We start from the raw sequence: 25613 nt of genomic DNA, 5'->3' as shown, positions 1-25613 counted from the left end.
GCCCGTCCGGTGCGGGGCGCCGCGGTCACGACAGCGGCGCCCCGCACCACGGCCGGCTCACGCAGACGCCCGCGGACTTCTCGGCAAAGAGACCAACGGAGGTGGTAGCCGTCTACCCGCACGTGTTCTTCCGTGACCGGTGGGTCACCAGGGACGAGGCCACAGTGCCGATCGGCAGTCTGGCCATGCGCTACGGGCTGTCCGTGTTCGAGGGCGTGCGGCTGTACGCCCCGAGCGGGCCCGACGGTCCCACCCGGCCGTTCCTGCTCCAGGAACACCTGGCACGCATGGCGGCGTCGCTGCGCCTCATGCGTTTCCCCGACCCCGGCCTGCACCGGCTGCCCGGAGTGGTCGACGAGCTGATCGACCGCAACCGCATCACCCGGGACGCGTACGTACGGATAGCGGCCACTCCGCTCAACGCGGGCCAGCTCGGCGACCCGGCCCTGCCCGAACTGAGCGTGACGGCCACCCCGATGGACCGCAAGCGGTGGCTGGCGGACAACCAGGGCATGGACCTGTCCATCAGCGACCGGCAGCGGGGACCGGACGAGGTGCACCCGCCGACGGCCAAGAACATCGCCAACTACGCGGGCCCCCGACTGGCCTGGCAGGAGGCACGTGAGGCCGGATTCGACGGCTGCGTGCTGACCAACCGGCACGGACGGCTGTCCGAGGCGCCCACCGCCGCGCTGTTCCTCGTCGAGGACGGCGTGCTGAGCACCCCCGCCCTGTCGGAGGACGTGCTGCCCGGCATCACCCGCGCCTGGGTACTGCGCACCGCGGCGGCCAAGGACATACCGGTCCGGGAAACCGCGCTCTCGAGGCGGGACGCCTACCGGGCGGACGAGGCGTTCCTGTGCGGCACCGGGCTGGAGTTCGCGCCCGTACGCTCCTTCGACCGCCGTTGGTTCTCACCGTCCGGGCACCGGCCGGGCCCGGTCACCCGGGAACTCGTCGCCGAGTACTTCCTCCAGGTACGCGAACAGGCCCGGGCCCCGCACCTGCCGCACGAGCACCGGGAGGTGGCCGATGGCAGCCCCCGCTGAATCGCCGGCACGACAGGAGGAGGACCCCGGCCCCGGCCTGGTCGACTGGCGTACCGCGCTGGACGTCGGCGCCCGGCTGGTCGACGCGGCGGAGGACGGCCTGCTGGCCGACGCGGTCCGGCAGGCCCAGGACCGGATGCCGGCGTTCCGCAACCGCGCGTACCCGCTCTCCCCGCTGCCGCTCTTCGTCCATGCCGAGGCGGCCACCTGTGTCGCCCGACAACTGGAGCCGTACGTACGCCTGTTGAGCAAGGTCGCCCGGCTCTACCTGGACGACGCCGGCGTGCGGCGCTGGTACGGCCTGCCGCCCGCGGCCGACCTCCTGATCGCCGCCGAGGCACACGGCGACGGCCCCGAGCGCACGGAGATCGGTGTCTGCCGCCTCGACGGCTACCTCGAACAGGACAGCGGACGGCTGCGGATCCTGGAGAACAACGCGGACGCTCCCGCCGGAACGCTCTTCACCCCCCGGATCCACGCCGTCGTGCGGTCCGTGCTGGACACGGCCGGGATCACGGTTCCCCCGCACGCCCTGCGGGCCGCCCCGCGCGACGACGCGTTGCTCGACGCGGTCCGGCCGGCGCTCACGGCCGCTCGCCGCGAGGGCCGCACCCCCGTACTGGCCGTCCTGCAACCGGACGGGGCGGCGAACCGGGAGAGCGTGCTGATGGCCGGGGCCTTCCAGGCGCAGGGCATCGACGCCTTCGTCGCCGATCCCCGCGAGGTCACCCCGGCCGGCGGCCGGGCCCGGGTGGGGCGGCGGACGCTGGATGCCTGCTGGAACAAGGTCAACACCGTCGGCTGGCAGCGGCTCGTGCAGGACGACCCCGGACTCGTCGCCCGCTGGGCGCGGATCCTGCGGGAGACGGACCTGCGGCACGTCAACTCCTTCCTCGCCCGCTACGTCGCCGAGAGCAAGCTGACCCTGGCCCTGGTGCAGGAGCCGGCCTTCGCCACCCTCTTCGAGGAGGACGAACGTCGGCTCGCGGCCCTCCTCCTCCCCTGGAGCAGGAGGGCCGAGCCCGCCGGCGGGCTACCGGAACAGCTGATGGCGCGGCAGCACGAGTACGTGCTCAAGGAGCCCTACGACATCCGCGGCGACGGGGTGACCATCGGCCGCGCGGTCAGCCGGGAGGCGTGGGCCGAAGCGGTCGGCAGAGCGGTGAAGGAGGGGGGCGTCGCACAGCGGTACGTACCGCCGGCCGCGTACCCGGTGGTGCGCACGGACACGGACCCGCGGGTGGTGGCGATGCCCGTCAGCTTCGACACGTACGTCATCCGCGGCACCGTCGCCTTCCACGGCTCGAAGGCGAGCCTCCAGCCGCGGGTCAACATCTTCCAGGGCGGTCAGAAACTCTCGGTCCACGTGACCACGGACAGCACAGGCGGGGAAGGGCTGCGATGAACGACCCGGCTACGCGGACCACGGCGGCGGAGCCGCTGACCATGACCATCGAGAGAATCACGCTCCGGCTGGTGACGGCCCGGCTGGCGCACCCCTTCGAGAACCGGTGGCAGCGCTACCACACCTGGACCAAGCTGCAGGTCGAGGTGGACGGCGAGTCCGACGGCACCGCGGGCACCGGACGGGCCGAATGCAGCGCCATGGAGACGCCGTTCTACAACTACGAGACGATCGAGACGGCCTGGTACGTCATCGAGCGGTTCCTCGGCCCGATGCTTCTGGAGGCGGGCCGCAGCGACCCCGTGGCCTGTATGCGGCTGTGGCGGGAGGTCAACGGCCACGAGGAGGCCAAGGCCGCGCTGGAGACCGCGCTGTGGGACCTGCAGGCCCGGCTGCGGGGCCGTCCGCTGTGCGAGGAACTGGGCGGCACCGTGCGGCCGGTCCCGGCCGGCGCGACGGTCGGCATCGAACCGACCGTCGAGGAACTGCTCGCGAGCATCGCACCGTCGGTACGGGCCGGCTACCGGCGGGTCCGGCTCAAGATCAAGCCCGGCTGGGACCTGGTCCCGGTCCGCGAGGTCGTCGCGGCCTTCCCCGGCCTCCAGGTCGTCGCGGACGCGAACGCGGCGTACGACGAGACGCACCTGGAGCACCTGACACGGCTGGACGGACTCGGCATGCACGCCCTGGAACAACCCTTCCCGCGCCAACTGCTGCGGACCACCGCAGAGTTGCAAAAACGCATGGCCACCCCGATCTGCCTGGACGAACAGGTCCACTCGCTGCGCGAGGTACGGGAGGCGGCCGAACTCGGCGCGTGCCGGATGGTGAACATCAAGGTCGGCAGGGTCGGCGGCATCGGCGAAGCGCTGCGCGTCCACGACTTCTGCGCGTCGGCGGGAATCCCGGCCTTCGTCGGCGCCAAGTGGGACCAGGGCATCGCCCGCTGGACCAACATCGCCGTGGCGACGCTGCCGAACATGACCGAGGCCAGCGACGTCGGCCCCAGCAGCACCTACTACCTCGACGACGGCGTCGAACCGCCCGTCGTCTTCCACACGCCGGGCTTCGTCCTCCCCGGGACCGGCCCCGGCACGGCGGCGGAGCCGACCGGGACGCTGACGGTGGAACGCCACACGGAGCTGACCGGCAAGGGGCCGGGGACGGGAGCAGGCCGGTGACCAGGGCGACAGAGGCGGCACCGGCGGACGTCGACGTCCTCCGCGAGCAGGGCACCAGCGCCGTCAGCGACGCACTCGACCTGCTGGGCCGGGGTGACACCGGCCTGCCGGGACTGCTGCGGATGTCCGGCGCCGGCACCGTGGCGGGACCCGCCTTCACCCTGCGGTACGTGCCCGTCGAACCGGGCACGCCCGGACCCGCCGGGGAGTTCCTGGACGCGGTACCGCCGGGCGCGGTGGTCGTCGTCGCGAACGACGGACGCACCGGCTGCACCGTCTGGGGCGACCTCCTCACCGCCGCGGCCCTGCGACGGGAGATCGCCGGGACGGTCATCGACGGGGTGTGCCGGGACGTGGGAGCGATCAGGGCGAGCGGCTATCCGCTGTGGAGCCTGGGCACCTACATGAAGTCCGGCAAGCACCGGGTGCGGCTCGCCGCGACCCAGGAGCCGGTCGTCCTGCGCGGCGTCCGGATCGCACCGGGCGACGTGCTGGTCGGCGACGACGCCGGCACTCTGGTCGTCCCGGCCGCGCTGGCGGGCCCCGTGGCGGAGAAGGCGCGACTGGTGACGCGGGCCGAGGACGCGATCCGGGCCGACATCGCGGCCGGGATGCCCCTCGCCGAGGCCCGCAGACGGCACCGCTACGACGCGCTCGGGCTGGTGCCGCGGTGAGCGGCCGGGGCCCGGCACCGCGGGCGGCGGTCGGGGGACTGGTCCACGAGTCCAGCACCTTCATGGTCGACCACCTCGGCACCGCCGGCCTGGCCGCCTTCTCCTGCCACCACGGCCCTGACCTGCTCGCCGAGTTCACCGGCACCGCCACGGTCACCGGCGGCTACCTGGACGCGTGCGCCTCGGCCGGAGCGCGGGTCCACCCGGCGGCCCACGCCCGCGCCGAACCCGGCCCGGCGGTCGGCGCGGACACCTACCGGGAACTGGAGGAGCGACTGCTGTCACGGCTGCGCGAAGCCGGGGACTGCGACGTGGTGCTGCTCGACCTGCACGGCGCCGGGGTCGTCGTCCCGGACCGGTCGATGGACGTGGCCGTCCTGCGCGCCGTACGCGCCCTGCTGCCGCGCGCCGTGCTGGCCGTCACCATGGACCTGCACGCCAACGTGCCGGCGGAACTCCTCGACCTCGCGGACGTGGTGACGGGGTTCCACGAATACCCGCACACCGACGCCGCCGACCGCTCGCGGCTCGCCGGAGAGCTGGCGTTCGCGGCCGCCAGGGGAGCCGTCACGCCGGTGCTCGGACAGCGCAGGCTGCCGATGCTGCTGCCGCCCTCACCGACCGTCGCCGGATCACCCGCCGCCGAACTGCGCGATCTGGTCCGGGAGATCGAACGGCGGCCCGGGGTGCTGGCCTGCACTCTCTTCCACGGCTTCCCGTACGCCGACACCGAGCAGGCCGCCGCGAGCGTGGTCACCGTCACGGACGGCGATCCGGCGCTCGCCCAGAAGTGCGCCGACGAGGTCGCCGACCGGCTGATGACGGCCCGCGAACGGTTCCGCACCGTGCCGCTCCCGCCCGAGCGGGCGATCCGCCAGGCACTGGCCGGCGGCCCCGGCACCGTCGTCATCGGCGACGGCAGCGACAACCCGGGATGCGGCGGGACCGGCGACAGCACCTACCTCCTGCGGGCCCTGCTGGACGTGCCGGAGCCCACCTGCTTCGCCACCCTGTGGGACCCGGAGACGGTGGCGGCGGCGGTGGCCGCCGGGGTCGGCGCCACCCTCCCGGTCCGGCTGGGAGGGCGGCACAGCTGGGCGAGCGGCCCGCCGGTGGAGGCCGAGGCGACGGTGCGGGCCATCACCGACGGGCTGATCGTCCAGACCGCGATGCGGCGCGGCAAACGAGCCGACTTCGGCACCTGCGCCCGGATCACCGTCGGGACGTGCGACGTGATCGTCGCCTCGCAGCGCCGGCAGGTCCTGGACCCGGAGATCCTGCTGCTGCACGGCTGTGTGCCGGAGCGCTACCGGATCGCGGCCGTGAAGTCCGTCAGCCACTTCCGGGCCGGATTCGCCGCCGTGACCGACCGGATGCTCGTGGCGGACGCTCCGGGCCCCACGGCCAGGACCATCGAGCACATCCCCAGGCCAGGCCCCACCCGGCTCCTGTGGCCGATGTCGGAGAGGCCCGCGCCCCACTGACGCGGCGCCGCCGAACGGCGAGGATGGCGTACATGGACGCGTACTTCGAGGACATCGGCGAAAGCCGGTTCCTGCCGACCAAGCACACCCAGGGGCCCTGGGATCCGGGCTACCAGCATTTCGGACCTCCCGGCGCGCTGCTGGCCCGGGAGATCGAGCGGTGCGCGGCTGACGACGGCGGTGACGGGGCGCTGGCACTGGGCCGGATCACGTACGACATCCTGGGGCCCGTCCCCCTGCGGCCACTGACGGCCCGCGCCTGGGTGGAGCGCCCCGGCCGTCGGGTGCGGCTGGTGCGCGGCGAACTCCTGGAGGCCGGCCGTCCCCTGGTCTCCGCCGCCGCGTGGGCCGTGCGGCCCGCACCGGACGACACTCCCGCCACCGGTGCGCGACGCCGCCCGCCGGCCGGGCCGCCCGGCCTGGAGCACGCCCCGGCGGTGATCCCGGACGGCTGGGCATGCGGCTTCCTCGACTCCGTCGAATGGCGCTTCGCACACGGCGGCTACGGCCGGCCCGGACCGGCCGCCGTCTGGCTGCGGCCCCGGATGCCCCTGCTGGACGGTGAGCCGATGTCACCGGTCCAGCGGACCGTGCTGGCCGTCGACTCGGCCAACGGGATCAGCGCCGAACTGGACATCCGGGCCTGGGGGTTCGTCCCGCCCGAACTCACCGTGCACCTGCTCCGCCCGCCCGACGGGGAATGGCTGTGCCTGGACGCCCAAACCAGCGTGGGCCCGGGCGAGCCCGGACTCACCACGTCGACCCTGTTCGACGCGGCGGGCCCGGTCGCCCGCTCCGCCCAGACCCTGCTGGTGCACCACCGCTGAGAGGTCAGCCGCGCAGCGAGCGCACGCGGGCGGCCAGCAGGGCCGGGGTGGTCGCCTCGAACAGGTCCCTGGCGGACAGCGGCACCCCGAAGGTGTCGGACAGGGCGGCCACGGCCGCGGTCGCCAGCAGGGAGTGGCCGCCGAGCGCGGCGAACTGGTCGTGCGCGCCGATCCCGCCGATGCCGAGCACCAGCTCCCACTCGGCGGCGATGGCCCGCTCCACCTCGTCACGCGGCGCGACGTACGGCGTGTCCAGGCGGGGCCTGCCCTCGGGGACGGCGACGGCGCCGAGGGCGGCCCGGTCGGTCTTGCCGCCCGGGGTGAGCGGGATCCGGTCATGGGCCAGGAAGACGGACGGGATCATGTGGTCCGGCAGCCGTTCGCCGAGGAAGGCACGGAGCTCTTCGACGGACAGGGCGTCAGGCCCGGTCACGGCGAGGTGGGCCACCAGCCGCCGCTCGCCCCGCGCCGTCTCGTCCGCGCGGGCCTCGACCATCGCCTCCCGCACCCGGGGGTGCCGGGTGAGCGCCGCCTCGACCTCGCCCGTCTCGATCCGGAAACCGCGCACCTTCACCTGGTGGTCCAAGCGGCCCAGGAACTCGACCGAACCGTCCGGGAGATGCCGCACCCGGTCCCCGGTGCGGTACATCCGGGCCTCCGGGTCGGCCGTGAACGGGTCGGGCACGAACCGCCGCGCGGTCAGCTCGGGCCGGTTCCAGTAGCCCGCGCCGACGCCGGCGCCGCCGATGTACAGCTCTCCGGGCACGCCCGGCGGTACCGGCTCCCCCCGCTCGTCGAGCACGTACGTCCGCTGACCGGGCAGCGGCCTGCCCCACGGCACCGCGGCACGCAGCGTGTCCTCCTCGGTCACCGGATGGGCGGTGGTGGTGAAGGACACCTCGGTCATCCCGGCGAAGTTGAAGGCCCGGCAGCCGGGCGCGAGGTCGGCCAGCAGCGCGGGCACCTCCGGCGGGAACCGGTCGCCGCCCAGCGCGACGGTGCGCAATCCGGGCGGCAGTCCGCGCCCGGTGGCGTACGCCTCGTCCAGCGCGCCCCTGAACAACGCCGGGGTGGAGCTCCAGACGGTGAGGCCGGCGCGGTGCGCGAGGTCGAGCAGCCGCGCCGGGTCGGTCGCCTCGTCCTGCTCGGGTATCACCAGGCAGCCGCCGGAGATCAGGGTGGACAGCACGTCGAACGCCGACATGTCGAAGGTGGGCGACGACGCCTGGAGCAGCCGGGTGGCCGAGCCCAGCCGGAGCCGGCTCACCAGCGACCGCATGGTGTTCAGCACGCCGCGGTGGGTGTTGGCGGCGCCCTTGGGCACGCCAGTGGAGCCCGAGGTGTAGATGACGTAGCACAGCGCGTCCGCAGTCACCCCGGACGCGAAGGGCTCGACGGGAGCGTCCCCGGCACCCTGCTCGGCGTCCAGCGGCAGCACCGTCGCGGGCCCGCCACCCAGCAGCGGCGCGGAGGCCGAGTCGGCCAGCACCACCGGCGCCGCGCTGTCGGAGAGCATGAACGCCAGCCGCTCCGCCGGGTACGCCGGGTCCAGCGGCACCCACGCGGCGCCCGCCTTCAGGACGGCGAGGATGCCGACGACGACGTTCACCGAGCGGCGTGCGCAGATCGCGACGACCCGTCCGGGTCCCGCTCCGTGGCCGGCCAGCGTTCTGGCGAGGCGTTCGGCACGGCGATCCAGCTCACCGTAGGTCAAGGTGGTGCCGGCGCAGAGCGCGGCGGGGGCGTGCGGCGCGGTGCGGGCCTGCCGGGCGATCAGTTCGTGCAGGCAGCCCTCGGGAGGCGCGACCGGCCCCGTGCGGTTCCACTCCTCCAGCACCAGGTGCCGTTCCTCCGCGGTGAGCAGCGGCAGCCGCGACAGCGGGATCGCTGGGTCCTCGGCGGCGGCGGTGAGCAGCAGCGCGTAGCGGGCCGCCGTCCGCTCAGCGGTGACCGGTTCGAACAGCTCCGGGGCGTACTCCAGCGTTCCGTCGAAACCGCCGCCGGGCCGGGGCTCCAGCACCAGCCGCAGCTCGTGGGGCGAGCCGGTCCGGGGCAGCTGCACGGGGACCAGCGGGAGGGTGCCCAGCGCGGCCGGCAGCAGCGGCCGTTCGCGGACGGTCAGGGCCACCGCGGCGGCCCCGGCCGGCCCGTCGGGCTCCGTGTCGGCCACCTCCCGCAGCAGGGCACGGAACGTCGGATCCGCTCCGGTGTCCGCACGGCTCAGCCGGGCCGGGCCGGGCCCGGTGGCACAGGCCACCGTGGTGGCGGCGCCGGCCCCGAGGCGGGACAGGAGCGCGTGCAGCCCGGCCAGCAGCGCGGTGCTCTCGTCGGTGCCGGCCTCCTTGACCAGGTCACGCAGGGCGGACGCGGCGCCGGCCGGGATACCGAACGCCACGGTGCCGGCGATCCCGGTGAGCGCCGACGGGCGGGGCCAGTCCGTGGGCAGCGTGCCGGACGGCACCGTGGAGGGCGACGCGTCCACGGGCGACGGCGCCGGCAGAACCGGTCGCCGGCCGGGGCGCCCGTAGGCCGCGCACACCTCGCGCAGGAGCAGCCCGAACGAGCCTTCGTCCAGCACCGCCCGGTGCGCGGCGGCGGCCAGCACCGCGCCGTCCGGCACCAGCAGCAGCCAGAAGCGCGGCCCCGCGCCGCCCTCGGGGCGGTCGGGCCAGGGGCCGACCGCCACCTCCTCCAGGACGTCCCGCACCGCGCCTTCGCGCTCGGCGGCGGGAATGTGCCGCAGGTCGAGGACGGACACGTCGGCGCCGACGCGGCAGGCCCGCAGCGCCTCGCGCAGCGCCGCCGCGTCGACCGGTCCGCGCACGCTGCCGGCGACGGCCAGCACGTCGGCCGGGCCGCCGTGAGCAGGGGGCGGGGACAGAGGTGCGGGGCCGGCGCCTGTCATGGGAACGTCCCTTCCCCCGCCGTGGTCGTCGGCGGGCCTTGGTGGTCCTGGCTGGTAGAGGAGAGTGGCTGATCGTTGCGGGGCGAGCCGGCCTACGGCCCGGTGACGGTCGCGCCCGGCTCGCCGAGGGCGGCGCGGGTGAGGTCGGCCGCCAGCCGGGCGAGGTAGGGCCGTTCCCGGCCACGGAAGAAGAAGTGGCCGCCGGGCAGCCGGTGCAGTCGGAAGTCCCGGGGATTCTCCCGCCGCCAGGCCGCCAGCCCGGTCGCTGTCGTCGCGGTGTCGGAGGCGCCCGCGTAGACGCGCACCGGACACTCCAGCGGCGGGCCGCCGCGGTAGCGGTACCCGGCGAGCAACGCCACGTCGGCGCGCAGGACGGGCAGGACGGCGTCCATCAGCCGGCGGTCCGCGAGCGCCCGCTCGTCCATCCCGCCGAGCCCGCCGAGCACCGCGAGCAACGCGTCGTCCTCCAGAGCCGTCAGATCCGTTTGCTCGGGTGCGGCGACCGAGGGGGCGTCCCGGGACGACACCACCAGCGCGACCGGTGGCGGGCCGCCGCGCGTCAGCGCCCGCGCGATCTCCAGGGCGGGCACCGAACCCATGCTGTGCCCGTACACCGCCGTCGGCCGGTCCGGCAGCCGCTCCACAGCACGCGTCACCCCGTCGCGGACCTCGTCGAACGAGGTGGCGAAGGGCTCCGCGTACCGGGTGCCGTGGCCCGGCGGTTCGACCGCGACGAGCTCCACGTACGGCGGCAGCAGGGCGGCCCAGGGCTGGTAGAACGCGGCGGAACCGCCGGCCGGCGGCAGGCACACCAGCCGTACCCGGGCGGAAGGCCGGGGCCGCCAGACACGCAGCCAGCCGCCCGCCACGCCACCGCTACGCACGAACCGCTTCCGCGCCGGTCAGCTCGCGGACGATCGCGTCGATCTCCTGCTCGGGGTCGGTCCGGTCGGCGTCCAGCCCCTTGACGACCAGCCGGGTCGCGCTCCTGGTGAACCGCACGATCTCGTCCATGGTCATCCCCTGGGACAGCAGATAGGGGATGCACCAGATGCTCAGCCCGTACAGCGGCATGAGCGCCGGCCCCTGGACCCGGCGGATCAGCTCGGCCTTCCACTCGGCCGCTTCCTGCCAGCTCATGGTGGCGTGCCGCCAGGAGTAGCCGCTGCCCTCGATGCCGTACCGCTCCCGTTGCTTCTCGATCGGGGCGAGGACGTCGTGGTAGTAGAGCTGGACGTTGTAGAAGGTGGGCTGGGTCCGGTTGAGGAAGTCGATGGTGTTGGTGACGCTCTCCTCGTTCTCGCCCGGGAAACCCAGCACGATGGAGGCCAGGGTGACGATGTTGCGCCGGGTCAGCTCCCGGATCCCGTACTCGTAGCGGTCGGTACGGGCGAACTTCGTCATGTTCTTCAGGATCCGCTGGTCACCGGACTCGATGCCGAGGAAGACCCCGACGCACCCGGCCTCCGCCATCAGGTCGAACGCCTCGTCGTCGGCGTTGGAGCAGCGGAAGAAGGACACCCACCGCAGGTCGAACTTGTTCTCGATCATCATGCGGCAGATCTTCTTGAAGCGCGGAAGGGGCACGTTGAACGTGTCGTCCACGAAGATGATGTTGCGCAGGCCGTGGTCGCACAGGTAACGCAGTTCGGCCTCGATGGTGGAGATGTCGCTCAGGGTCAGCGGCCCGGCCATCGCCGGGTAGTTGCAGAAGGCGCAGCCGAAGGAGCAACTGCGCGAGGTGCGCATGTAGGTGGTCGGCGTGTAGTAGCTGGAGTCGAACAGCGACCAGTCGACGGCGTTCTGGTCCAGGTCGTTGTTCTCGACCATGGGCAGCGTGCGCAGCATGGGACCGCGCGGCCGCGCCGGGTCGCGGTGGATCAGGTTGGGGGTGCGGCTCAGGTCGCCGTTCTTGTCGCGCAGCGCGGTCAGCACCGAGGCGAGGGTGTCCTCGCCCTGGGCGGAGTTGATGTAGATGTCGGCGCCGATCGCCCGCAGCAGGACGTCCTGGACACGCTCCGGCTGTCCGGCACAGAGATTGTGTACCCGGGGGCCGCCCACGATGACGGGGACGTCCGGGTCGTGTTCCCGCACGAACTGGATGATCTGCCGGATCGGTTCGTCGTCGACGTAGTAGGTGGTGGTGATCGCCACGGCCCGCGGCGACCGGGCGAGCAGCCGGGCCAGCTGTTCCTTGCCGGTGTTGAAGAAGTTGACGATGTCGACGCCGAAGCCCCGCCGGCGCAGGAAGCTGGCGAGGTAGGCCACCCCGAGGCTGGGCATCTCGAACGCCGTCAGGTGCGAGGGCCGGCCCGTCATGCGTTCCCGTACGGCGTTGAGGAGGTCCATGTACGTTCTGCGCCGGTCGCCGAGGAGGACGGAATTGGTCAGCAGTTCCTGATACGAGCCGGAGGTCGCTTCGAACGCCTTCTGCGCGCGGGCGAAGTCGCCGAAGTCGATCTCGTTGAAGCCGATCAGAACGCAGTCCGGACGGTCCACTTCTGTCACCTGGGTCTCCCGCAGCTGTGGTCCTGACGATGCATGATCGTGCTCGGCCGATCGGATGGTCGCCGGATGGCACACGCCGACAGCGGTGGAGCGCCCCGGCGCGGGAGAGCTCCACCGCCGGCTGCCGACGGAAAGGGGGTCGGACAGGGCTAGGGGTGCAGCGACGCGCCCTTGACCACCTTGTCGATCGCCTTGCGGTCGGCGCGCATGGCCAGGCCGACCAGATTGAGCTTCTCGGAGGGAACGGCCCGGACCTGCGCCCGGTTGTCCTCGTCGTTGTTGGTGGCGAACAGTTCCTCGGTGTAGACGGCCATCGGGATCTCGCGCCGCAGCGCGCGCTCATGGATCTGACGGAGCTTGTCACCGTCGGTGGCGAACACCAGCACCGGCTGACGGAACATCGGCAGATACTCCACACCCGAGCCGTCCTCGTACGGCTCGCCCGTCACGTCCTCGACCGTGGCGGCGATGCCGCTCACGGTGAACGCGGTGATGTTGAGCTTCTGCCACGTCTCGAGATCGTCTCGCAGAACCACGGCGATCTTCGTTTCCCAAACCACCCGTGTCGGCGAGTTCTCGTCGGTCATGTGGTGATGCCTCCTTGAATCGTGCAATGCGGCACGCATTTCGCCAGCGCGCACGCACCGTGATTCTCGCGGCGTCGCGCACACGGAGTCTTGGACGTTCTTGCCCTTTCCGGAACGGGTGCCACCGGCGTCACAGGGGCCGGGCGGCACGGGCGTGGCCGGCCAGCCTCCGGGCAGCGCGGGACAGCAGGTCCTCGTCCTTGCAGAAGGCGAGCCGGACCAGATGGCGCCCGGCCGCCTTGTCGTCGTACAGCGCGACGCTGGGGATGGCCGCCACCCCCGCCTCCGTCACCAGGGCGCGGCACAGCGCCTGCCCGTCCTCGCTGCCGAAGGACCGGGCGTCCATCTGCACGAAGTAGGTGCCGTGGCTCGGGTACGTGGTGATGCCGCCCGCTCGCAGGCCGGCGACCAGCAGGTCACGGCGGCGCTCCAGACTCGCCCGCAGCTCCTCCACCCAGGGCATGCAGTCCGTCAGCGCCACGGCGACGGCGGCCTGGAGCGGAGTGCCGGTGCCGAAGGTCAGATACTGCTTGACGGTGCGGACCGTGCCGACCAGCCGGGCGGGGCCGCAGGCCCAGCCGACCTTCCAGCCCGTGGAGCTGAACGTCTTGCCGGCCGACGAGATCGACAGGACGCGCTCCCGCATGCCCGGCAGCGCGGCCAGGGAGAGATGGCGCACGCGGTCGTACACGAGGTATTCGTACACCTCGTCGGTGACGGCGATCAGGTCGTGCTCCACGCACAGCCGGGCGATCAGTTCGAGTTCCGCCTCGTCGAACACCTTGCCCGTCGGGTTGTGCGGGGTGTTGAGCAGCAGCACCTTGGTGCGCGGGCCGACGGCCCGGCGCAGCGCGTCGGGGTCGAAGGCGAAGCGGGTGCCGTCGTACTCCAGCAGGACCGGTACCCGCCGCACCTGTGCCATGGCCAGGCACGCGCTGTAGGAGTCGTACAGCGGGTCGAAGACGATCACCTCGTCGCCCGGGTCGCACAGCCCGATCAGCGCGGCGGCTATCGCCTCGGTGGCCCCGGCCGTCACGACGATCTCGTGGTCCGGGTCGTAGCTCACGCCGTGGTCGTCCGCGCGCCGCGCGGCGATCGCGCCCCGCAGCGCGGGCAGCCCGATGGCCGGTGGGTACTGGTTCATGCCCCGCGCGATCGCGTCACGGGCGGCATCGAGCAGTTCGGGCGGGCCGTCGCTGTCCGGGAACCCCTGCCCGAGGTTGGCCGCACCGGTCTCCTGGGCGAGGGCGGTCATCTCGCTGAAGATCGTCGGTCCGGCGTACTCACGAAGTCGTGCGGCGATGAACGCGTCGGTCACGGTGCCTCCGAACGATGGCCGGGACAAGGACTGTCATGACGTGCCGCCTTCACGGCGTGGTCTTCCGCAGGCGCGGCAGCCACCGCCCGCTCACCGCGAGGAGCGCGCCGGCCAGCATCAGCAGCGCGCCGGCGCCCTGCGTCCAGCTCATGCCCTCGTCCAGGAACAGCACGGCGCCTCCCGCGCCGAACACCGGCGACAGGAACATCATCACCGAGGCCGTGGCGGGTCCCACCGCCCGCACTCCCCGGTAGTAGAAGACGTACGCCACCGCCGTCGGCCCGATGGCGAGGTAGGCCACCACCAGCCAGAAGTTCCCGGACAGGCTTCCCCACGCGACGGTGGGCACCGCGGGCAGCGCCATGACGGCGAGCATCACCGAGCCGCTGAGCGTCGCCAGGGCGGTCGCCTGCACCGGATCGCCGGTGAGCATCCGCTTCGACACGAGGGTGTACGCCGACCAGGACACCGCCGCCGCCAGGTAGATGAGGTCGCCCAGCAGCCGGTCCCCGTCGGCCAGACCGCCGACGCCGAGCAGGAAGACCACCGCTCCGCCGATGCCCAGGGCGAGCCCGGTGGCGCGGGCCGCCGAGGTGCGCTCCCGCTGGATCAGTACCGTGAAGGCGATGGTGAGGACCGGCGCGAAGACCGGCACGATGATGCTGCCGTCGATCGACGGCGCCAGCGAGAGCCCCCAGAAGAACAGGGCGTTGTAACCGAAGACGCCCAGGGCACCGGCGGTCGCGGCACGGGCCAGGTCCCCTCGGCCCAGGGATATCCGGCCGCGGGTGGCGAGCAGCCACGTCAGCATGGCCAGGCCGCCGAAACCGAACCTCAGCAGCGCGGCGACCTGGTGCGGGACGTCCTCGACGGCCGCCTTCGACAGGGGGAAGGCGCTGCCCCACAACGCCATGTTGAGGGTGAGCATCGCATAGACCGAGGCGCCGGCCTCCGGCCTCCCGCCGTCCCCCGCGCCCTCGCCGATGTCCTCGCTGCGCGCTTCGCCGGCGGCCTGCGGGTCCGGTTCGTCCTGTCCGCCGGTTCGTTGTAACACGTCGTCATTCATCCCTTGTTCTCGTGCTCCTCACGGCCTTCGTCCTCGTCCTCATGCCCGTCCTCGCGCGAGGTGGCCGGCCCCGCACATCAGGGCCCCGCGCATCAGGGCCGCGGCATCCGGGCCACCTGCCGGACACCGTCGTGGACCACTCGTCCGCCGATCTCGGCGTGGTCCGTGCCGAGGGGGCGGGCCCTGACCACCGATCCGCGTCCATGACGGATCGTCAGCTCGCGGGACAGGTAGGCGCTGAGCAGCAAGGAGGCGGACCCGCACGCCTCGTCCTCCACCACCCCGTAGTCGGCGGCGAAGACCCGGGCCCGGACCTCGCCCGCCGCCTCGTCCTGCCAGGCCCACGTCTGCGTCCGTCGCCACCGCTTGTCCTCCCCGGCCGACGGCGACCGTCCCAGCGGGGGCGGGACAAGGCCCTCGACCTCGGCGGGGCCGGCGAGGCGTTCGTGTTCCCAGGGCGGGGCGTCCGCCACCGCACCGCGCACCCAGACCGTCCCGTCGTGGTCGGTGCGCGCCGGCACCGGCTCCGCGAGCCGCACCGGACGCAGTTCCCGGGGCGGACGGCCGGTCGTCCGCGCGAGCAGCGCACCGACACCGACCAGGGGATGGCCCGCGAAGGCCAGTTCGCAGGCGGGCGTGAAGATCTGCAGCCGTCCGGTCGACGCGTCGTCGACGAAGACCGTCTCGCTGTAACCGAGCCGGGCGGCCAGCTCCTGCCGTTCGTCCGCCGCCCAGTCCGCCGCACCCAGCAGCACGCCGAGCGGATTGCCGAACCGGCCGTCCGCGTCCGTGAAGACGCGCAGGACGTGCACGTCTGTCACGGCCCCTCCTCCACGAGGCGTGGGGAGTGCGCGGGACCGGCGCTTCCCGTGGCGCCCACCATGAACTGGTGGGGCGTCACCCCGGTGTAGCGCTTGAACACCCGGTTCAGATGGGCCTGATCGTAGAATCCGACCTCGCGCGCGATGTCCACCGCGCGGCCCCCGCCGGCCAGCAGACGTCTGGCCTGCTTGACCCGCAGGAGAATCTGGAAGGCGTGCGGCGGCATGCCCAGCTCGGCGTTGAACAACCGTGACAGCCGGAACGGACTGACGCAGGCGACCCCGGCGAGTTCGAGCAGCGAGACCTTCTCCGCCAGCCGGGACTCCAGATACTCCCGGGCGACCGACACGGCCCGGTTCCCGCCCTTCGGGCCAGGCCCGGAGCCGGTGGATCCCGGCTCGGCGTACCAGTTGCCCAGCACCTGTCCGAGCTCCGCGAACAACTCCTCCTGGAGAAGCCGGTCGTCGGCACCGGGGGAGGCCGGTTTCAGCGCGTGGTGGGTACGGTCCAGCAGTGCGGCGAGCCGCGCATCCTGGACGACGGTCTCCCGGAACGCCGGTGGACGGCTGCGCCGCCCGGGGTCCGCCGGGTCCTCGCCGTGGAACTGCTCCAGGGCCCCCGCCCCCAGGTACAGCACCCGGTAGCGGTAGCCCTGCGGGTGGGCGAGCCAACCGGTGTGGACCTCACCGGGGTTGATCAGGAACACATCGCCCGCGGCGGCGGTGTGGATCTCACCCCGGTAGAGGAAGGAGGCCGCGCCGCTGTCCATGAGCGCGACGGTGGCGGCCTCGTGGGTGTGACGCGGGTACTGGTGCTGCCTGAAGTGGGCGTGGAGCACCTCGACTCCGTTGACCGGTGGCATCCAGAACGTCGATAAGTCCTTGGGCTTGCCCATGGCCCGACTATAGCGGGAGCCGCCCTGCGCCCCGCGACGCCGAGACTCTGGCCGATTGTGCTGATTCAGGTGTGCCTGCGGAGGGAATCGCCTGCCCGTCCGAGCGCGTGCCGGGGCGCACGCCGGTTCGTCGGCGAGCCGTCCGGGCTACCATGGGCATGGGTCAACCAGCGCTGCCGCGCCGGGAGTTGAGAGGTGTCGCGCGCGGTCGTCCTGGACCCCGCCCAGTGTCGTGAGGAGTACCGGTCGTGGCGGACACCGCAGCGCTCGACGAGGTCCTGACGTCCCTCACCGCGTCCTGCGGCCGGCTGGGCTTCGTCATGTCCTGCGATCCGCGCACCGGAGCGCTGCTGCGCACGCTGGCGGCGTCGAAGCCCGGCGGCCGGGTCCTGGAACTCGGCACCGGCGCCGGCATGTCCGCCGCCTGGCTGCTGGACGGGATGACGGCCGACAGCACGCTCCTGACGGTGGAGCACGACGAAGCGCTCGTGGCGGTGGCCCGTCGTCACCTCGCGCACGACGCACGGCTGCGGTCCGTCCACGGTGACGCCGGCGAGCTGATCGGGAAGCTGGTGGGCGAGCGCTTCGACCTGGTCTTCGCCGACACCTGGGCCGGCAAGTTCGACCGACTCGACGAAACGCTGGACCTGCTCGCCCCGGGGGCGCTCTACGTCGTGGACGACCTGCTGCCGCAACCCACCTGGCCGGCGGGCCACGGCCCTCGGGTGGCGGCGCTGGTGGACCGGCTGCTCGGCGAGGAGCGCCTGACCGCGACGCGGCTGAACTGGTCGTCGGGGCTGATCGTCGCCACGAGACGCTGACCTGCCCGCCTGCCCGCCTGCCCGCCTGCCCGCTGACCTGCGCCCCGCCGCCTCCGCCCGCTGCGCGAGCAGCCGCAGCTCGGCCACCTCGCCCGCCGCCCCGGCCCACACCACCCGTCCGTGCCCGAACTGCCCGCCCCCCGCGGCTGGCTGCCCCGCCCCGCGGTCGGCCGCCCCGTCCCGTGGTCGGCCGCCGCCGGTCACAGGATGAGCAGCCGCTCCTCGGCGTCCGCCGGCCACACGGGCCCGGCCCCCGTCAGGGCCCCGCGCGGCCCGCCGCCCGTTGTGCCCGTGCCCCGCCCGTGCCCGAATTGCCCGCCCCGCCCCGCGGCTGGCCGCCCCGTCCCGTGGTCGGCTGCCGCCGGTCACAGGATGAGCAGGCGCTCCTCGGTGTCCGCCGGCCACGCGGGGCCCTGCCCCGGTCAGGGCCCCGCGCGGCCCGCCGCCCGTTGTGCCCGTGCCCGAATTGCCCGCCCCGCCCCGCGGCTGGCCGCCCCGTCCCGTGGTCGGCTGCCGCCGGTCACAGGATGAGCAGGCGCTCCTCGGTGTCCGCCGGCCACGCGGACCCTGCCCCGGTCAGGGCCCCGCGCGGCCCGCCGCCCGTTGTGCCCGTGCCCCGCCCGTGCCCGAATTGCCCACCCTGCCCCGCGGTCGGCCGCCCCGTCCCGTGGTCGGCTGCCGCCGGTCACAGGATGAGCAGGCGCTCCTCGGTGTCCGCCGGCCACGCGGGCCCGGCCCCGGTCAGGGCCCCGCGCGGCCCGCCGCCCGCCGTACCCCGCCCGCGCAGGTACCACTGCGCGGTACGGCCGGTCATCGCCTTGAGCTCGCGTGTCAGGTGGGCCTGGTCGCTGAAGCCGCAGACGGTCGCGACCCCGGCCGGCGGGCGGTCGGCGGTCAGCAGCATCAGCGCCCTCCGCAGCCGTAACACGCGGGCCGCCGCCTTGGGCAGCAGGCCGATCTGCTCGCGGAAGTGCTCCTGCAGCTGGCGCCAGCTCCACTGAGTCCCGGCGACCAGCCGCCCGATGGGGATCGTGCCCGAACTGCGCGCCAGTTCCTGCCACGCGCCCACGATGCCCGGGGAGTACCCGGGCCCGGTGGCGGCCCACTCCTCCAGCCTGACGTCGAGGAGGTGAAGGCGTTCCTCCCACCGCCGGGTCGCGGCCAGAGCGGCGACCAGCGTGTCGAACCTCCTCCCCAGCAACTGGCCGGGCTGGACGACCTGTTCGGCGAGCTCGTGCATGGTGACGCCGAAGGTCCGGAACGCCTCCCACGGCGGCAGGGCGACTTCGAGGCCGATGTACGAGCCGCCGTGCTCCCTGAGCCTGGCCCGGGTGTGCGGTCCGGCCAGCGACGAGGAGAACGACTGCGTCCCGCTCGCCTCGCCCATCGGCCCGCTGATACGCAGCTCGCCCCTGAACGCCACGGTGAACGTCGTCCAGCCGGTGGGCGCCTGGAGCCACCGCTGACGTCCGCCCCGGCTGATCCGGTAGCGCCGGCAGTCGCAGCCCCCGCCTCGTGCCTGCGGGGTGGCGGTGGGATGGGAGTGGTCGGGGAGCAAGGTCCAGTGACGCATGCGGGTGACTCCTCCGCAAGGTACCCGGCGGCAAATCAGTTTAATGCTGCACCAAGTCGTCACCACAGACGCTTCTCAGCCATCGATGACGCACAGGAGTGCGAATTTCTTCAATACGTCCCCCGGCGGCACTCCAGCAGGCTCGGAGCGAGCAGGGCGCGACGAGGCTTCCGCCGCCGACCCGAGGAAGCCCGAAGAAGCCCGAGGAAGGCAGAGTGACGGTGCCGGACACCACGTTCGAGGCAAGAACCGACGAGTCCGACGAGTCCGAGGGGTTGCGTGAAGAGGAAAGGGCCGGGGCGCTCGGCCTGTACGACGGGTGGGAGCAGCGCAACTGGCGGATCGCCGACCTCGACCTGGCCGCGGACCGCCCCGCCTGGGACGCGCTGCCCGACGTCGTCCGGACGGGGCTGCTGGCCGGGCTGAGCGGTCTCTTCCTGGGCGAGGTCTCCGTGACCGAGACGCTGGCCCCGCTGGCACACGCGGCACCCCGGTACGACTACCAGCTGTTCCTGTGCACCCAACTCGCCGACGAGGCCCGGCACACGCTGTTCTTCCAGCGCTGCCTGGACGCGCTCACCGGCGCCGGGCAGCACCGCCCGGACGACCTGCACACCGAGGGCCGGCGCACCGAGGCACTGGCCGACGTCGTCGAACGTCGGCTCGTGGAGCGCACCGCCGAGGTCGGGCCGGACGGCGATCCCGCCGACTGGTACCGGGCGGTGACCCTGTACCACCTGATGGCCGAGGGCGTCCTCGCGATGACGCTGCTTCACTCGATCAGCGACGCCGTACGCGCCGTGCCCGGGCTGCCGGCCCTGTCGGAGGGCCTGGCCAGAGTGGCGCGCGACGAGGCCCGGCACGCGGCTTTCGGGAACATCGCGCTGCGCGAAGGCGTCCGCAGCGGCTACCGGGACGCCATCGCGGAGGAGGTGGTCCAGAGCATGCCGGTGGTGGCCCGGGCCCTGGTGGATCCCGAACGGCGCCTGACCACGCTCGCGCTGCCGTTCGCCGTCGCCCGGCACGGGCGGTTGCTGGCCGGGCAGTGGGACGCCGCGGCCGACGCCCTGCACCGGCGCCTGGCGCGGATCGGCCTGCGGGACCTCACCGGGTCCGCCCGCCGAGCCTGGTACGCCGACTGCGCGGCGGCCGTCGACGAGTACGAGGAACTGCACGGCGTGCGTCATCCCACCCGGCTGGCCCAGCAGGCGGCCGGCGGAACCGGAAAGGGGCGTTAGTGCTCTCGCAGGAGACCATCACGCAACAGGTCCGCGCCATCGTCACCGAGGTCGGACGGACGGATCCGGGGACGGTGACCGGGACGGCCAGACTCACCGACGACCTCGGCTTCGACTCCCTGCAACTGATCCAGCTGGCCGTGGCCCTGGAGGAGCGGTTCGCGATCGACGAGGTCGAGGAGACCGCGATGTTCGACATCGTCACCGTGGGGGACGTCGAGGAACTGGTCGGCAAGCTCGCCGGGGACGGCGCATGACGTCGCTGCTCGGCTGGCTCGACGACCCGGCGGAGAGCGCCGGAATCAGCTTCCGCGCCGGTGACGGCTGGCAGCGGCACAGCCACCGCTCCACCGCCGAAGCGGTGCTGCGGGTCGCGGGAGGGCTGCGCGACGCCGGGATCCGGTCCGGCGACGTCGTGTCGGTCGTCCTTCCCACCGGCCATGACTTCGTCGTCGCCTTCTTCGGGGCGCTGGCCGCCGGCGCCACCCCCAACCCGATCGCTCCGCCGACGGTCTTCGCCGGCTCGGCGACGTACGTGGAGCAGACGAGCCGGCTGCTGCGGGCGGCCGGGCCGAGCGCCGTCCTGACCGACGCCGACGGCCTGGAACCGGTCGGACAGGCGTGCCGGCCGATCGGTGACGGTGTCCCGCTCCTCACCGTCGGGCAGCTCCGCAGCGCTGCCCCGCCGCCTGTCCGGCCGCCCGCCGCCGAGACGGCGTTGTTGCAGTTCACCTCGGGATCCACCGGCGATCCACGCGCGGTGGAGGTGAGCCGGGAGAGCCTGGAGACCAACCTGGCGGGCATCGCCGGATGGCTGGGCATGCGGCCGGGCGACACCACGGCCACCTGGCTGCCCGTCCACCACGACATGGGACTGATCGGCTGCCTGCTCACGCCGGTGGTGACCGGGACGAGCGTGCTGGCCCTCAGCCAGGTGCGGTTCGTGCGCTCACCACTGCTGTGGCTGGAGTGCTTCGGCGTGCACGGCGCGACGCTGACCGCGACCCCCTCGTTCGGCCTGGCGCACGCCCTGCGGTACGTCACCGCACGGCCGCGGGCGCTCGACGGGTGGGACCTCAGCCGCTGGCGGTCCGTGATCGTGGGCGCCGAGCGGATCGCACCCGCACTGCTGCGCCGGTTCGCCGCCGCGCTGCGACCGTGGGGCTTCGACGAGGCCGCGCTGTGTCCCGCCTACGGCCTGGCCGAGAGCACGCTGGCCGTCACCGGTGTCCGGCCCGGGGGCGGGGTGCGGGTCTGTCCCGCGCCGGCCGGACCACGAGCGCCGGCGGGCCGCCCGGTACCGCTGCGGGCGACGGCCCCCAGCGCCGCCGTCGAGAGCCCGCTGGTGGGGTGCGGCGCGCCGCTCGCCGGGGCCGAGATCCGGATCCTGGACGAGGACGGCCGCGACGCGCCCGAGGGCCGGATCGGCGAGATCACCGTCAGCGGCCCCTGTGTGGCGAGCGGCTTGCGCCACCGCGACGGGATCCGCCCGGTGACGGACGGGGACGGCCGGCTGCGGACCGGCGACGCGGGCTTCCTCCGCGACGGCGAACTGTTCGTCGTCGGCCGGATGGGCGACGCCCTGAAGGTCCGGGGCCGCACCGTCTTCGCCGAGGACGTCGAGGAGCGGGTGGCCGACTGTCTCGACCCGGCCCGGCACCGGGTCGCCGCCCTGCTCGGCACCGACGCCTCCGGCGACACCGCCGTGCTGCTGATCGAGGGCCGCGTGGACGCCGACGGCGGAACACAGGTGCCCTGGGACGCCGTGTCCGCGGTGCTCCGCGCCTGCGTCGGCGCGGAGGTGCGCCGGCTGCTGTTCCACGGCCCGCCCGGCGCCATCGCCCGCACCACCAGCGGCAAACCGCGCCGCAGACTGCTGTGGCAGCGCCTGACGGGGGAGGAGCGACCGGACGACGTGATCGCGTACACCCCGGACGCGGCGGACCGGGTGGAGGTGTCATGACGACCACGGCACCGCGCAGCGACCAGCTGTGGCTGGACTCGCTGGCCGCGCTGATCCCCGTCCCGGCCCCCTACCGCCGCGCCGACCAGAGCCGGGCCACCGTGTCGACGACACTGCGCTGCGACGACCGGACACTGGACCTGCTGATCCGCGAGGGACTGCCCTGCGAAGGCCCGGAGGGAGCCGAGCGGTTCGACGGCCACGACATCTACAACCTCGGCCTGTACTCGGGCACCCGCCGCTCGCTGCCCGAGTACGCCGCGCACTTCGTGACCCGGCTGGCCCGCGCCGACCCCGCGACCTGGCTGCGGCCCCTGGACTGGACGCTGCGGCTGCGGGCCGGCTGCGGCGACCCCGCGCGCTGCGCAGGCGAAGACCGGTGGCGCGTGGTCAAACCGGTCCCGGAGGCGTACGGCGGGCACGTGCGACAACTGTCCGGGCATCCGCCGCCCGAGGTCACCGCCACCTCGCTCGAGGTCACCGGCGCACCGGGGCCGATCGAACTCACCTGGCGGCTCACCACCGCCGGGGTCCGGCGGACCCTGCTCTCCGGTCGCCTGCGGGAACTGATGCGGTGGCTGGTGGAGGACTTCCGCTTCCAGTCCCTCCCGTTCGAACTCGCCTCGGACACCGCACGGCTGCGGCAACTGGGCACGGCCGACTGCGTGGGAGGCAGCCTGCTGATGGAGGAGGAGTGCCGTCGGCTCGGCATACCGGCGCAGGCCCGGCGGACCGTCCTGCTCGGGGTCATGTCGTTCCTCAACCACGGGCGGCTGGAGTGCGTCGACGAGGACGGGGTGGAGAAAGCACTGGACCCCGGGCTGTGCTCCTTCGCCCGCCTGGACGGCACCGACCGGCCGGACTTCGAGGAGTTCTGCCACGGCTCCACCAGCAACCGGCTCATCCCCCTCGCGGGACCGCCCCGGCCGGCGCTCGCGACCCACGGCCCGGACGGCGGCTGCCCGGCCGAGGTGGACACCCGGGTGAGCAGAGAGGACCGCACCCCATGAGTACGGCGGCGCTGGAGCACTACCCCGGCTGCTACGGCTGCGGCAGCGGCAACGACCGGGGCCTCGGCCTGCGGATGACCTGGCAGGACGGCGACGCCGCGGGCGAGCACACCGTACCCGCTCATGCCGCGGGCGCACCCGACATCGCCCACGGCGGCTACCTCGCCGCGCTGGTCGACGAGGCGCTGGCCCTGATCGGGATGGCCGCGGCCGACAACCCGACCATGACCGTCCACGTGGAGATCGACTACCTCCACCCCACCCCGGTGGAGCGGCCGCTGCACCTGCGGGGCGGCGTCGAGCGGACCTCCGGCCGCCGGCTGACCGTCGTCGTCGAGGGCGGTGCCGTCGACGGCCCGGTCTCCTTCCGGGGACGCGGCATCCTCGTCGCCGTCGCCACCGACCGCTGGATGGAGCCGCTGCATCGGGTGTACCGGCCGGAGCGGATCGGCTCGGACGTGGTGCTGGGCCTCCACCTGGAGGACGTGCCGAACGGGAAGTGGACGATCCGCGCCACCCCGCACGGCCTCACCGGCGACCGGGGCTGGGACGCGGACCTCACCGTCGTCTACCGGGGCCCGGCCGCACCCTGGCACGACCTGAGCCGCCGGCGCCGGACCCTCGACGAGGTGGCCGCCCACCCCGACGTCCGGCTCGACGGCGACACCACGGCGCTGCGCAGACTGGTCGACTGCCTCGACTTCCCGAAGGAGACGCGGTGAACGGCTTTCCCACGGACCCGCTGCTCCACGACGTCCTGCTGCCCGGCGCCGACGACCAGGAGGCCGTCGACGGTCCGACCGGCCGCTGGACCCGCGGGCGCCTGGCCCGGTACGCGCGTACGTGCGCGGCCGAACTCGTGCGGCGCGGGATCACCGACGGCGAACGCGTCCTGGTGAGCCTCGACCCCGTCCCGGAGGCGGTGGGCGTGCTGCTCGCCTGCTCCATGGCGGGCGCGGTGTACGTACCGGTGTCGCCGGACACCCCCGAGCACCGCGTCCGGCAGATCCTCGACCACGTGACGGCCACCGCCTGGCTGCGGGCGCCGGACGGCCCCGACGCCCGGCCGCTCCCGGTGCCGGCGGCCCGCGTCGCCGACGTCACCGCCGACGGCCTGCGGTTTTACGACGCGTGTCCCGAACACCCCGGCGCCCGGCGGCGGACGCTCGGCACGGATCCGGCGTACATCGTCTTCACCTCCGGGACGACCGGGCGCCCCAAGGGCATCACCAACTCGCACCGCGCGCTCGTCGCCTTCGTCCGGGCGCTGACCGGGCACTTCGCACTCCCCTCCACCGCCCGGGTCGCCACGTTCTCCCCCCTGAGCTTCGACCTGAGCATCCTCGACCTCTGCCTCGCCCTGGGCTCCGGCGCCACCCTGGTCCAGGTGCCGCGGATCCTCGTGCACCATCCCCGGCGGATGCTGCGCCACCTGGCGGAGCACCAGGTCACCCACGTCAGCGCAGTGCCGTCCATCTGGCGGCCGCTGCTGGCGACGGCCGGGCCGCACACCGAGGTGCCGGCCTGCGTCACCGGCATCCACTTCACCGGCGAGCACTTCCCGGGGGACCAGGTACGCAGGCTCGCCGACCTCTTCCCCGGCGTGCGGCTCACCCACGGCTACGGGCAGTCGGAGTCCATCCAGTGCTCGTTCCGGGACCTGCCCCGACCCCTTCCGGACGCGTGGGAGGAGATGCCCATCGGCCAGGCGCACGACGGCGCCGAACTGCTGCTGATCGGCGAGTCGGGCGAGGAGGTCACCAAGCCCGGCGGGAGCGGTGAGCTGTACCTGCGGGCGACGACGCTGTTCAGCGGCTACTGGGGGGACCCCGCGGCCACCCGAGCGGCCCTCGTCCCCGATCCGCTGCGCCCCATGGCCCCGGAGCCCGTGCTGCGCACCGGCGACCTGGCACGCCTGACCGAGGACGGGGAGTTCACGTACCTCGGGCGGCGCGACCTCCAGGTCCAGGTCCGCGGGAACCGGGTGGAACTCGCCGAGCTCGAACGGGTGCTGCTGGAGCACGCCGACGTGGCGCACGCCGCCGCCCTCACGGTGGACACCGGCGGTGGCGACGAACTGGCGGCCGTCGTGGTGCCCACCGGGCCCGGCCGGCTCACCCGGCCCGGCCTGCGCTCCTTCTGCCAGGAGCAGCTGCCGGACTACATGGTGCCCCGCCACGTCCTGTTCGTCCCGGCCCTGCCGCTGTCGGTGCACGGCAAGCTCGACCGGGCGGCTCTGGCAGCACTGATCGGCGCGGACCTCGCGCGTGACGACTCCTCCGACTGA

22 protein-coding genes are annotated in these 25613 nt (G+C 73.6%); 13 read left to right on the top strand and 9 right to left on the bottom strand.

From position 1 onward, the window contains the following. Positions 1-101: 101 nt before the first annotated feature. The 6 genes from IAG44_RS01900 to IAG44_RS01875 are packed head-to-tail and all read left to right on the top strand — an operon-like array spanning position 102 to position 6620. The gene (locus IAG44_RS01900) at positions 102-1049 is read left to right on the top strand and encodes an aminotransferase class IV (protein ID WP_187745387.1); all 948 of its coding nucleotides are present in this window, start codon (positions 102-104) and stop codon (positions 1047-1049) included. Further along, positions 1033-2454 (top strand): hypothetical protein, encoded by a 1422-nt coding sequence (locus tag IAG44_RS01895; RefSeq protein ID WP_187745386.1) that lies wholly within the window; start codon positions 1033-1035, stop codon positions 2452-2454. Before IAG44_RS01900 ends, IAG44_RS01895 begins: the two co-directional genes overlap by 17 nt. 41 nt (positions 2455-2495) lie before the next feature. Further along, the gene (gene menC, locus IAG44_RS01890) at positions 2496-3635 is read left to right on the top strand and encodes an o-succinylbenzoate synthase (RefSeq protein ID WP_187745385.1); all 1140 of its coding nucleotides are present in this window, start codon (positions 2496-2498) and stop codon (positions 3633-3635) included. Next, entirely contained in the window at positions 3632-4309 is a 678-nt protein-coding gene (locus IAG44_RS01885; protein WP_187745384.1) for an RraA family protein, read from the top strand. Before menC ends, IAG44_RS01885 begins: the two co-directional genes overlap by 4 nt. Then, positions 4306-5793, top strand: a complete 1488-nt coding sequence (locus IAG44_RS01880; RefSeq protein ID WP_187745383.1) for a M81 family metallopeptidase — start codon at positions 4306-4308, stop codon at positions 5791-5793. Before IAG44_RS01885 ends, IAG44_RS01880 begins: the two co-directional genes overlap by 4 nt. 32 nt (positions 5794-5825) lie before the next feature. Continuing rightward, positions 5826-6620: a thioesterase family protein gene (locus IAG44_RS01875; RefSeq protein WP_187745382.1), complete on the top strand. Its 795-nt coding sequence runs from the start codon at positions 5826-5828 to the stop codon at positions 6618-6620. Positions 6621-6624: 4 nt separating this feature from the next. On the opposite strand, the gene IAG44_RS01870 is transcribed toward IAG44_RS01875, so the two are convergent. The 8 genes from IAG44_RS01870 to IAG44_RS01835 all read right to left on the bottom strand — a co-directional run bounded on the left by IAG44_RS01870 (position 6625) and on the right by IAG44_RS01835 (position 16721). Next, the gene (locus tag IAG44_RS01870; protein WP_187745381.1) at positions 6625-9525 is read right to left on the bottom strand and encodes a non-ribosomal peptide synthetase; all 2901 of its coding nucleotides are present in this window, start codon (positions 9523-9525) and stop codon (positions 6625-6627) included. A 92-nt stretch (positions 9526-9617) separates the two neighbouring features. Next, entirely contained in the window at positions 9618-10409 is a 792-nt protein-coding gene (locus IAG44_RS01865; RefSeq protein ID WP_187745380.1) for a thioesterase II family protein, read from the bottom strand. Continuing rightward, the gene (locus IAG44_RS01860; protein ID WP_187745379.1) at positions 10402-12033 is read right to left on the bottom strand and encodes a PhpK family radical SAM P-methyltransferase; all 1632 of its coding nucleotides are present in this window, start codon (positions 12031-12033) and stop codon (positions 10402-10404) included. The genes IAG44_RS01865 and IAG44_RS01860 overlap by 8 nt, the downstream gene beginning before the upstream one ends. Positions 12034-12182: 149 nt before the next feature. After that, a complete protein-coding gene (locus tag IAG44_RS01855; RefSeq protein WP_187745378.1) occupies positions 12183-12620 on the bottom strand; it encodes a DUF2000 domain-containing protein in 438 nt (145 codons plus the stop codon). 130 nt (positions 12621-12750) lie between these two features. Continuing rightward, positions 12751-13938, bottom strand: a complete 1188-nt coding sequence (locus IAG44_RS01850) for a pyridoxal phosphate-dependent aminotransferase (RefSeq protein ID WP_187745377.1) — start codon at positions 13936-13938, stop codon at positions 12751-12753. Positions 13939-13987: 49 nt separating this feature from the next. Continuing rightward, positions 13988-14992, bottom strand: coding sequence for a DMT family transporter (locus IAG44_RS01845; RefSeq protein WP_246561373.1), 1005 nt, complete (start codon positions 14990-14992; stop codon positions 13988-13990). A gap of 104 nt (positions 14993-15096) precedes the next feature. Then, complete coding sequence (locus IAG44_RS01840) at positions 15097-15825, bottom strand: PhzF family phenazine biosynthesis protein (RefSeq protein ID WP_187745376.1); 729 nt, start codon at positions 15823-15825, stop codon at positions 15097-15099. Beyond that, complete coding sequence (locus tag IAG44_RS01835; RefSeq protein ID WP_187745375.1) at positions 15822-16721, bottom strand: AraC family transcriptional regulator; 900 nt, start codon at positions 16719-16721, stop codon at positions 15822-15824. The genes IAG44_RS01840 and IAG44_RS01835 overlap by 4 nt, the downstream gene beginning before the upstream one ends. Positions 16722-16969: 248 nt before the next feature. On the opposite strand from IAG44_RS01835, the gene IAG44_RS01830 reads away from it, so the two are divergent. Continuing rightward, entirely contained in the window at positions 16970-17542 is a 573-nt protein-coding gene (locus IAG44_RS01830) for an O-methyltransferase (RefSeq protein WP_246561370.1), read from the top strand. Positions 17543-18227: 685 nt separating this feature from the next. Here the strand turns inward: IAG44_RS01830 and IAG44_RS01825 are convergent. Beyond that, positions 18228-19115, bottom strand: a complete 888-nt coding sequence (locus IAG44_RS01825) for a helix-turn-helix domain-containing protein (protein WP_187745374.1) — start codon at positions 19113-19115, stop codon at positions 18228-18230. A gap of 215 nt (positions 19116-19330) precedes the next feature. Here IAG44_RS01825 and IAG44_RS01820 point away from each other — a divergent pair, with 215 nt between their 5' ends. The 6 genes from IAG44_RS01820 to IAG44_RS01795 are packed head-to-tail and all read left to right on the top strand — an operon-like array spanning position 19331 to position 25613. Further along, positions 19331-20353, top strand: a complete 1023-nt coding sequence (locus IAG44_RS01820) for a ferritin family protein (RefSeq protein ID WP_187745373.1) — start codon at positions 19331-19333, stop codon at positions 20351-20353. Then, positions 20353-20610: an acyl carrier protein gene (locus IAG44_RS01815; RefSeq protein WP_187745372.1), complete on the top strand. Its 258-nt coding sequence runs from the start codon at positions 20353-20355 to the stop codon at positions 20608-20610. Before IAG44_RS01820 ends, IAG44_RS01815 begins: the two co-directional genes overlap by 1 nt. Further along, positions 20607-22316 carry an AMP-binding protein gene (locus IAG44_RS01810; RefSeq protein ID WP_187745371.1) on the top strand — a complete coding sequence of 570 codons (1710 nt, stop codon included), beginning with the start codon at positions 20607-20609 and terminating at the stop codon, positions 22314-22316. Before IAG44_RS01815 ends, IAG44_RS01810 begins: the two co-directional genes overlap by 4 nt. Beyond that, entirely contained in the window at positions 22313-23326 is a 1014-nt protein-coding gene (locus IAG44_RS01805; protein ID WP_187745370.1) for a hypothetical protein, read from the top strand. The genes IAG44_RS01810 and IAG44_RS01805 overlap by 4 nt, the downstream gene beginning before the upstream one ends. Then, positions 23323-24048: a hotdog domain-containing protein gene (locus IAG44_RS01800; protein ID WP_187745369.1), complete on the top strand. Its 726-nt coding sequence runs from the start codon at positions 23323-23325 to the stop codon at positions 24046-24048. The genes IAG44_RS01805 and IAG44_RS01800 overlap by 4 nt, the downstream gene beginning before the upstream one ends. Continuing rightward, entirely contained in the window at positions 24045-25613 is a 1569-nt protein-coding gene (locus IAG44_RS01795; protein ID WP_187745368.1) for an amino acid adenylation domain-containing protein, read from the top strand. Before IAG44_RS01800 ends, IAG44_RS01795 begins: the two co-directional genes overlap by 4 nt.

Source organism: Streptomyces roseirectus, from assembly GCF_014489635.1.
Lineage (GTDB): Bacteria > Actinomycetota > Actinomycetes > Streptomycetales > Streptomycetaceae > Streptomyces > Streptomyces roseirectus.
This window is presented reverse-complemented; position numbering and strand designations above follow the sequence as displayed.

Bases quoted from the DNA above. Each gene is read 5' to 3' on its own strand.
- IAG44_RS01810 (WP_187745371.1), top strand. From the start codon at position 20,607: ATGACGTCGCTGCTCGGCTGGCTCGACGACCCGGCGGAGAGCGCCGGA.
- IAG44_RS01870 (WP_187745381.1), bottom strand. From the start codon at position 9,525: ATGACAGGCGCCGGCCCCGCACCTCTGTCCCCGCCCCCTGCTCACGGC.
- IAG44_RS01875 (WP_187745382.1), top strand. From the start codon at position 5,826: ATGGACGCGTACTTCGAGGACATCGGCGAAAGCCGGTTCCTGCCGACC.
- IAG44_RS01835 (WP_187745375.1), bottom strand. From the start codon at position 16,721: ATGGGCAAGCCCAAGGACTTATCGACGTTCTGGATGCCACCGGTCAAC.
- IAG44_RS01855 (WP_187745378.1), bottom strand. From the start codon at position 12,620: ATGACCGACGAGAACTCGCCGACACGGGTGGTTTGGGAAACGAAGATC.
- IAG44_RS01805 (WP_187745370.1), top strand. From the start codon at position 22,313: ATGACGACCACGGCACCGCGCAGCGACCAGCTGTGGCTGGACTCGCTG.
- IAG44_RS01895 (WP_187745386.1), top strand. From the start codon at position 1,033: ATGGCAGCCCCCGCTGAATCGCCGGCACGACAGGAGGAGGACCCCGGC.
- IAG44_RS01800 (WP_187745369.1), top strand. From the start codon at position 23,323: ATGAGTACGGCGGCGCTGGAGCACTACCCCGGCTGCTACGGCTGCGGC.
- menC (WP_187745385.1), top strand. From the start codon at position 2,496: ATGACCATCGAGAGAATCACGCTCCGGCTGGTGACGGCCCGGCTGGCG.
- IAG44_RS01825 (WP_187745374.1), bottom strand. From the start codon at position 19,115: ATGCGTCACTGGACCTTGCTCCCCGACCACTCCCATCCCACCGCCACC.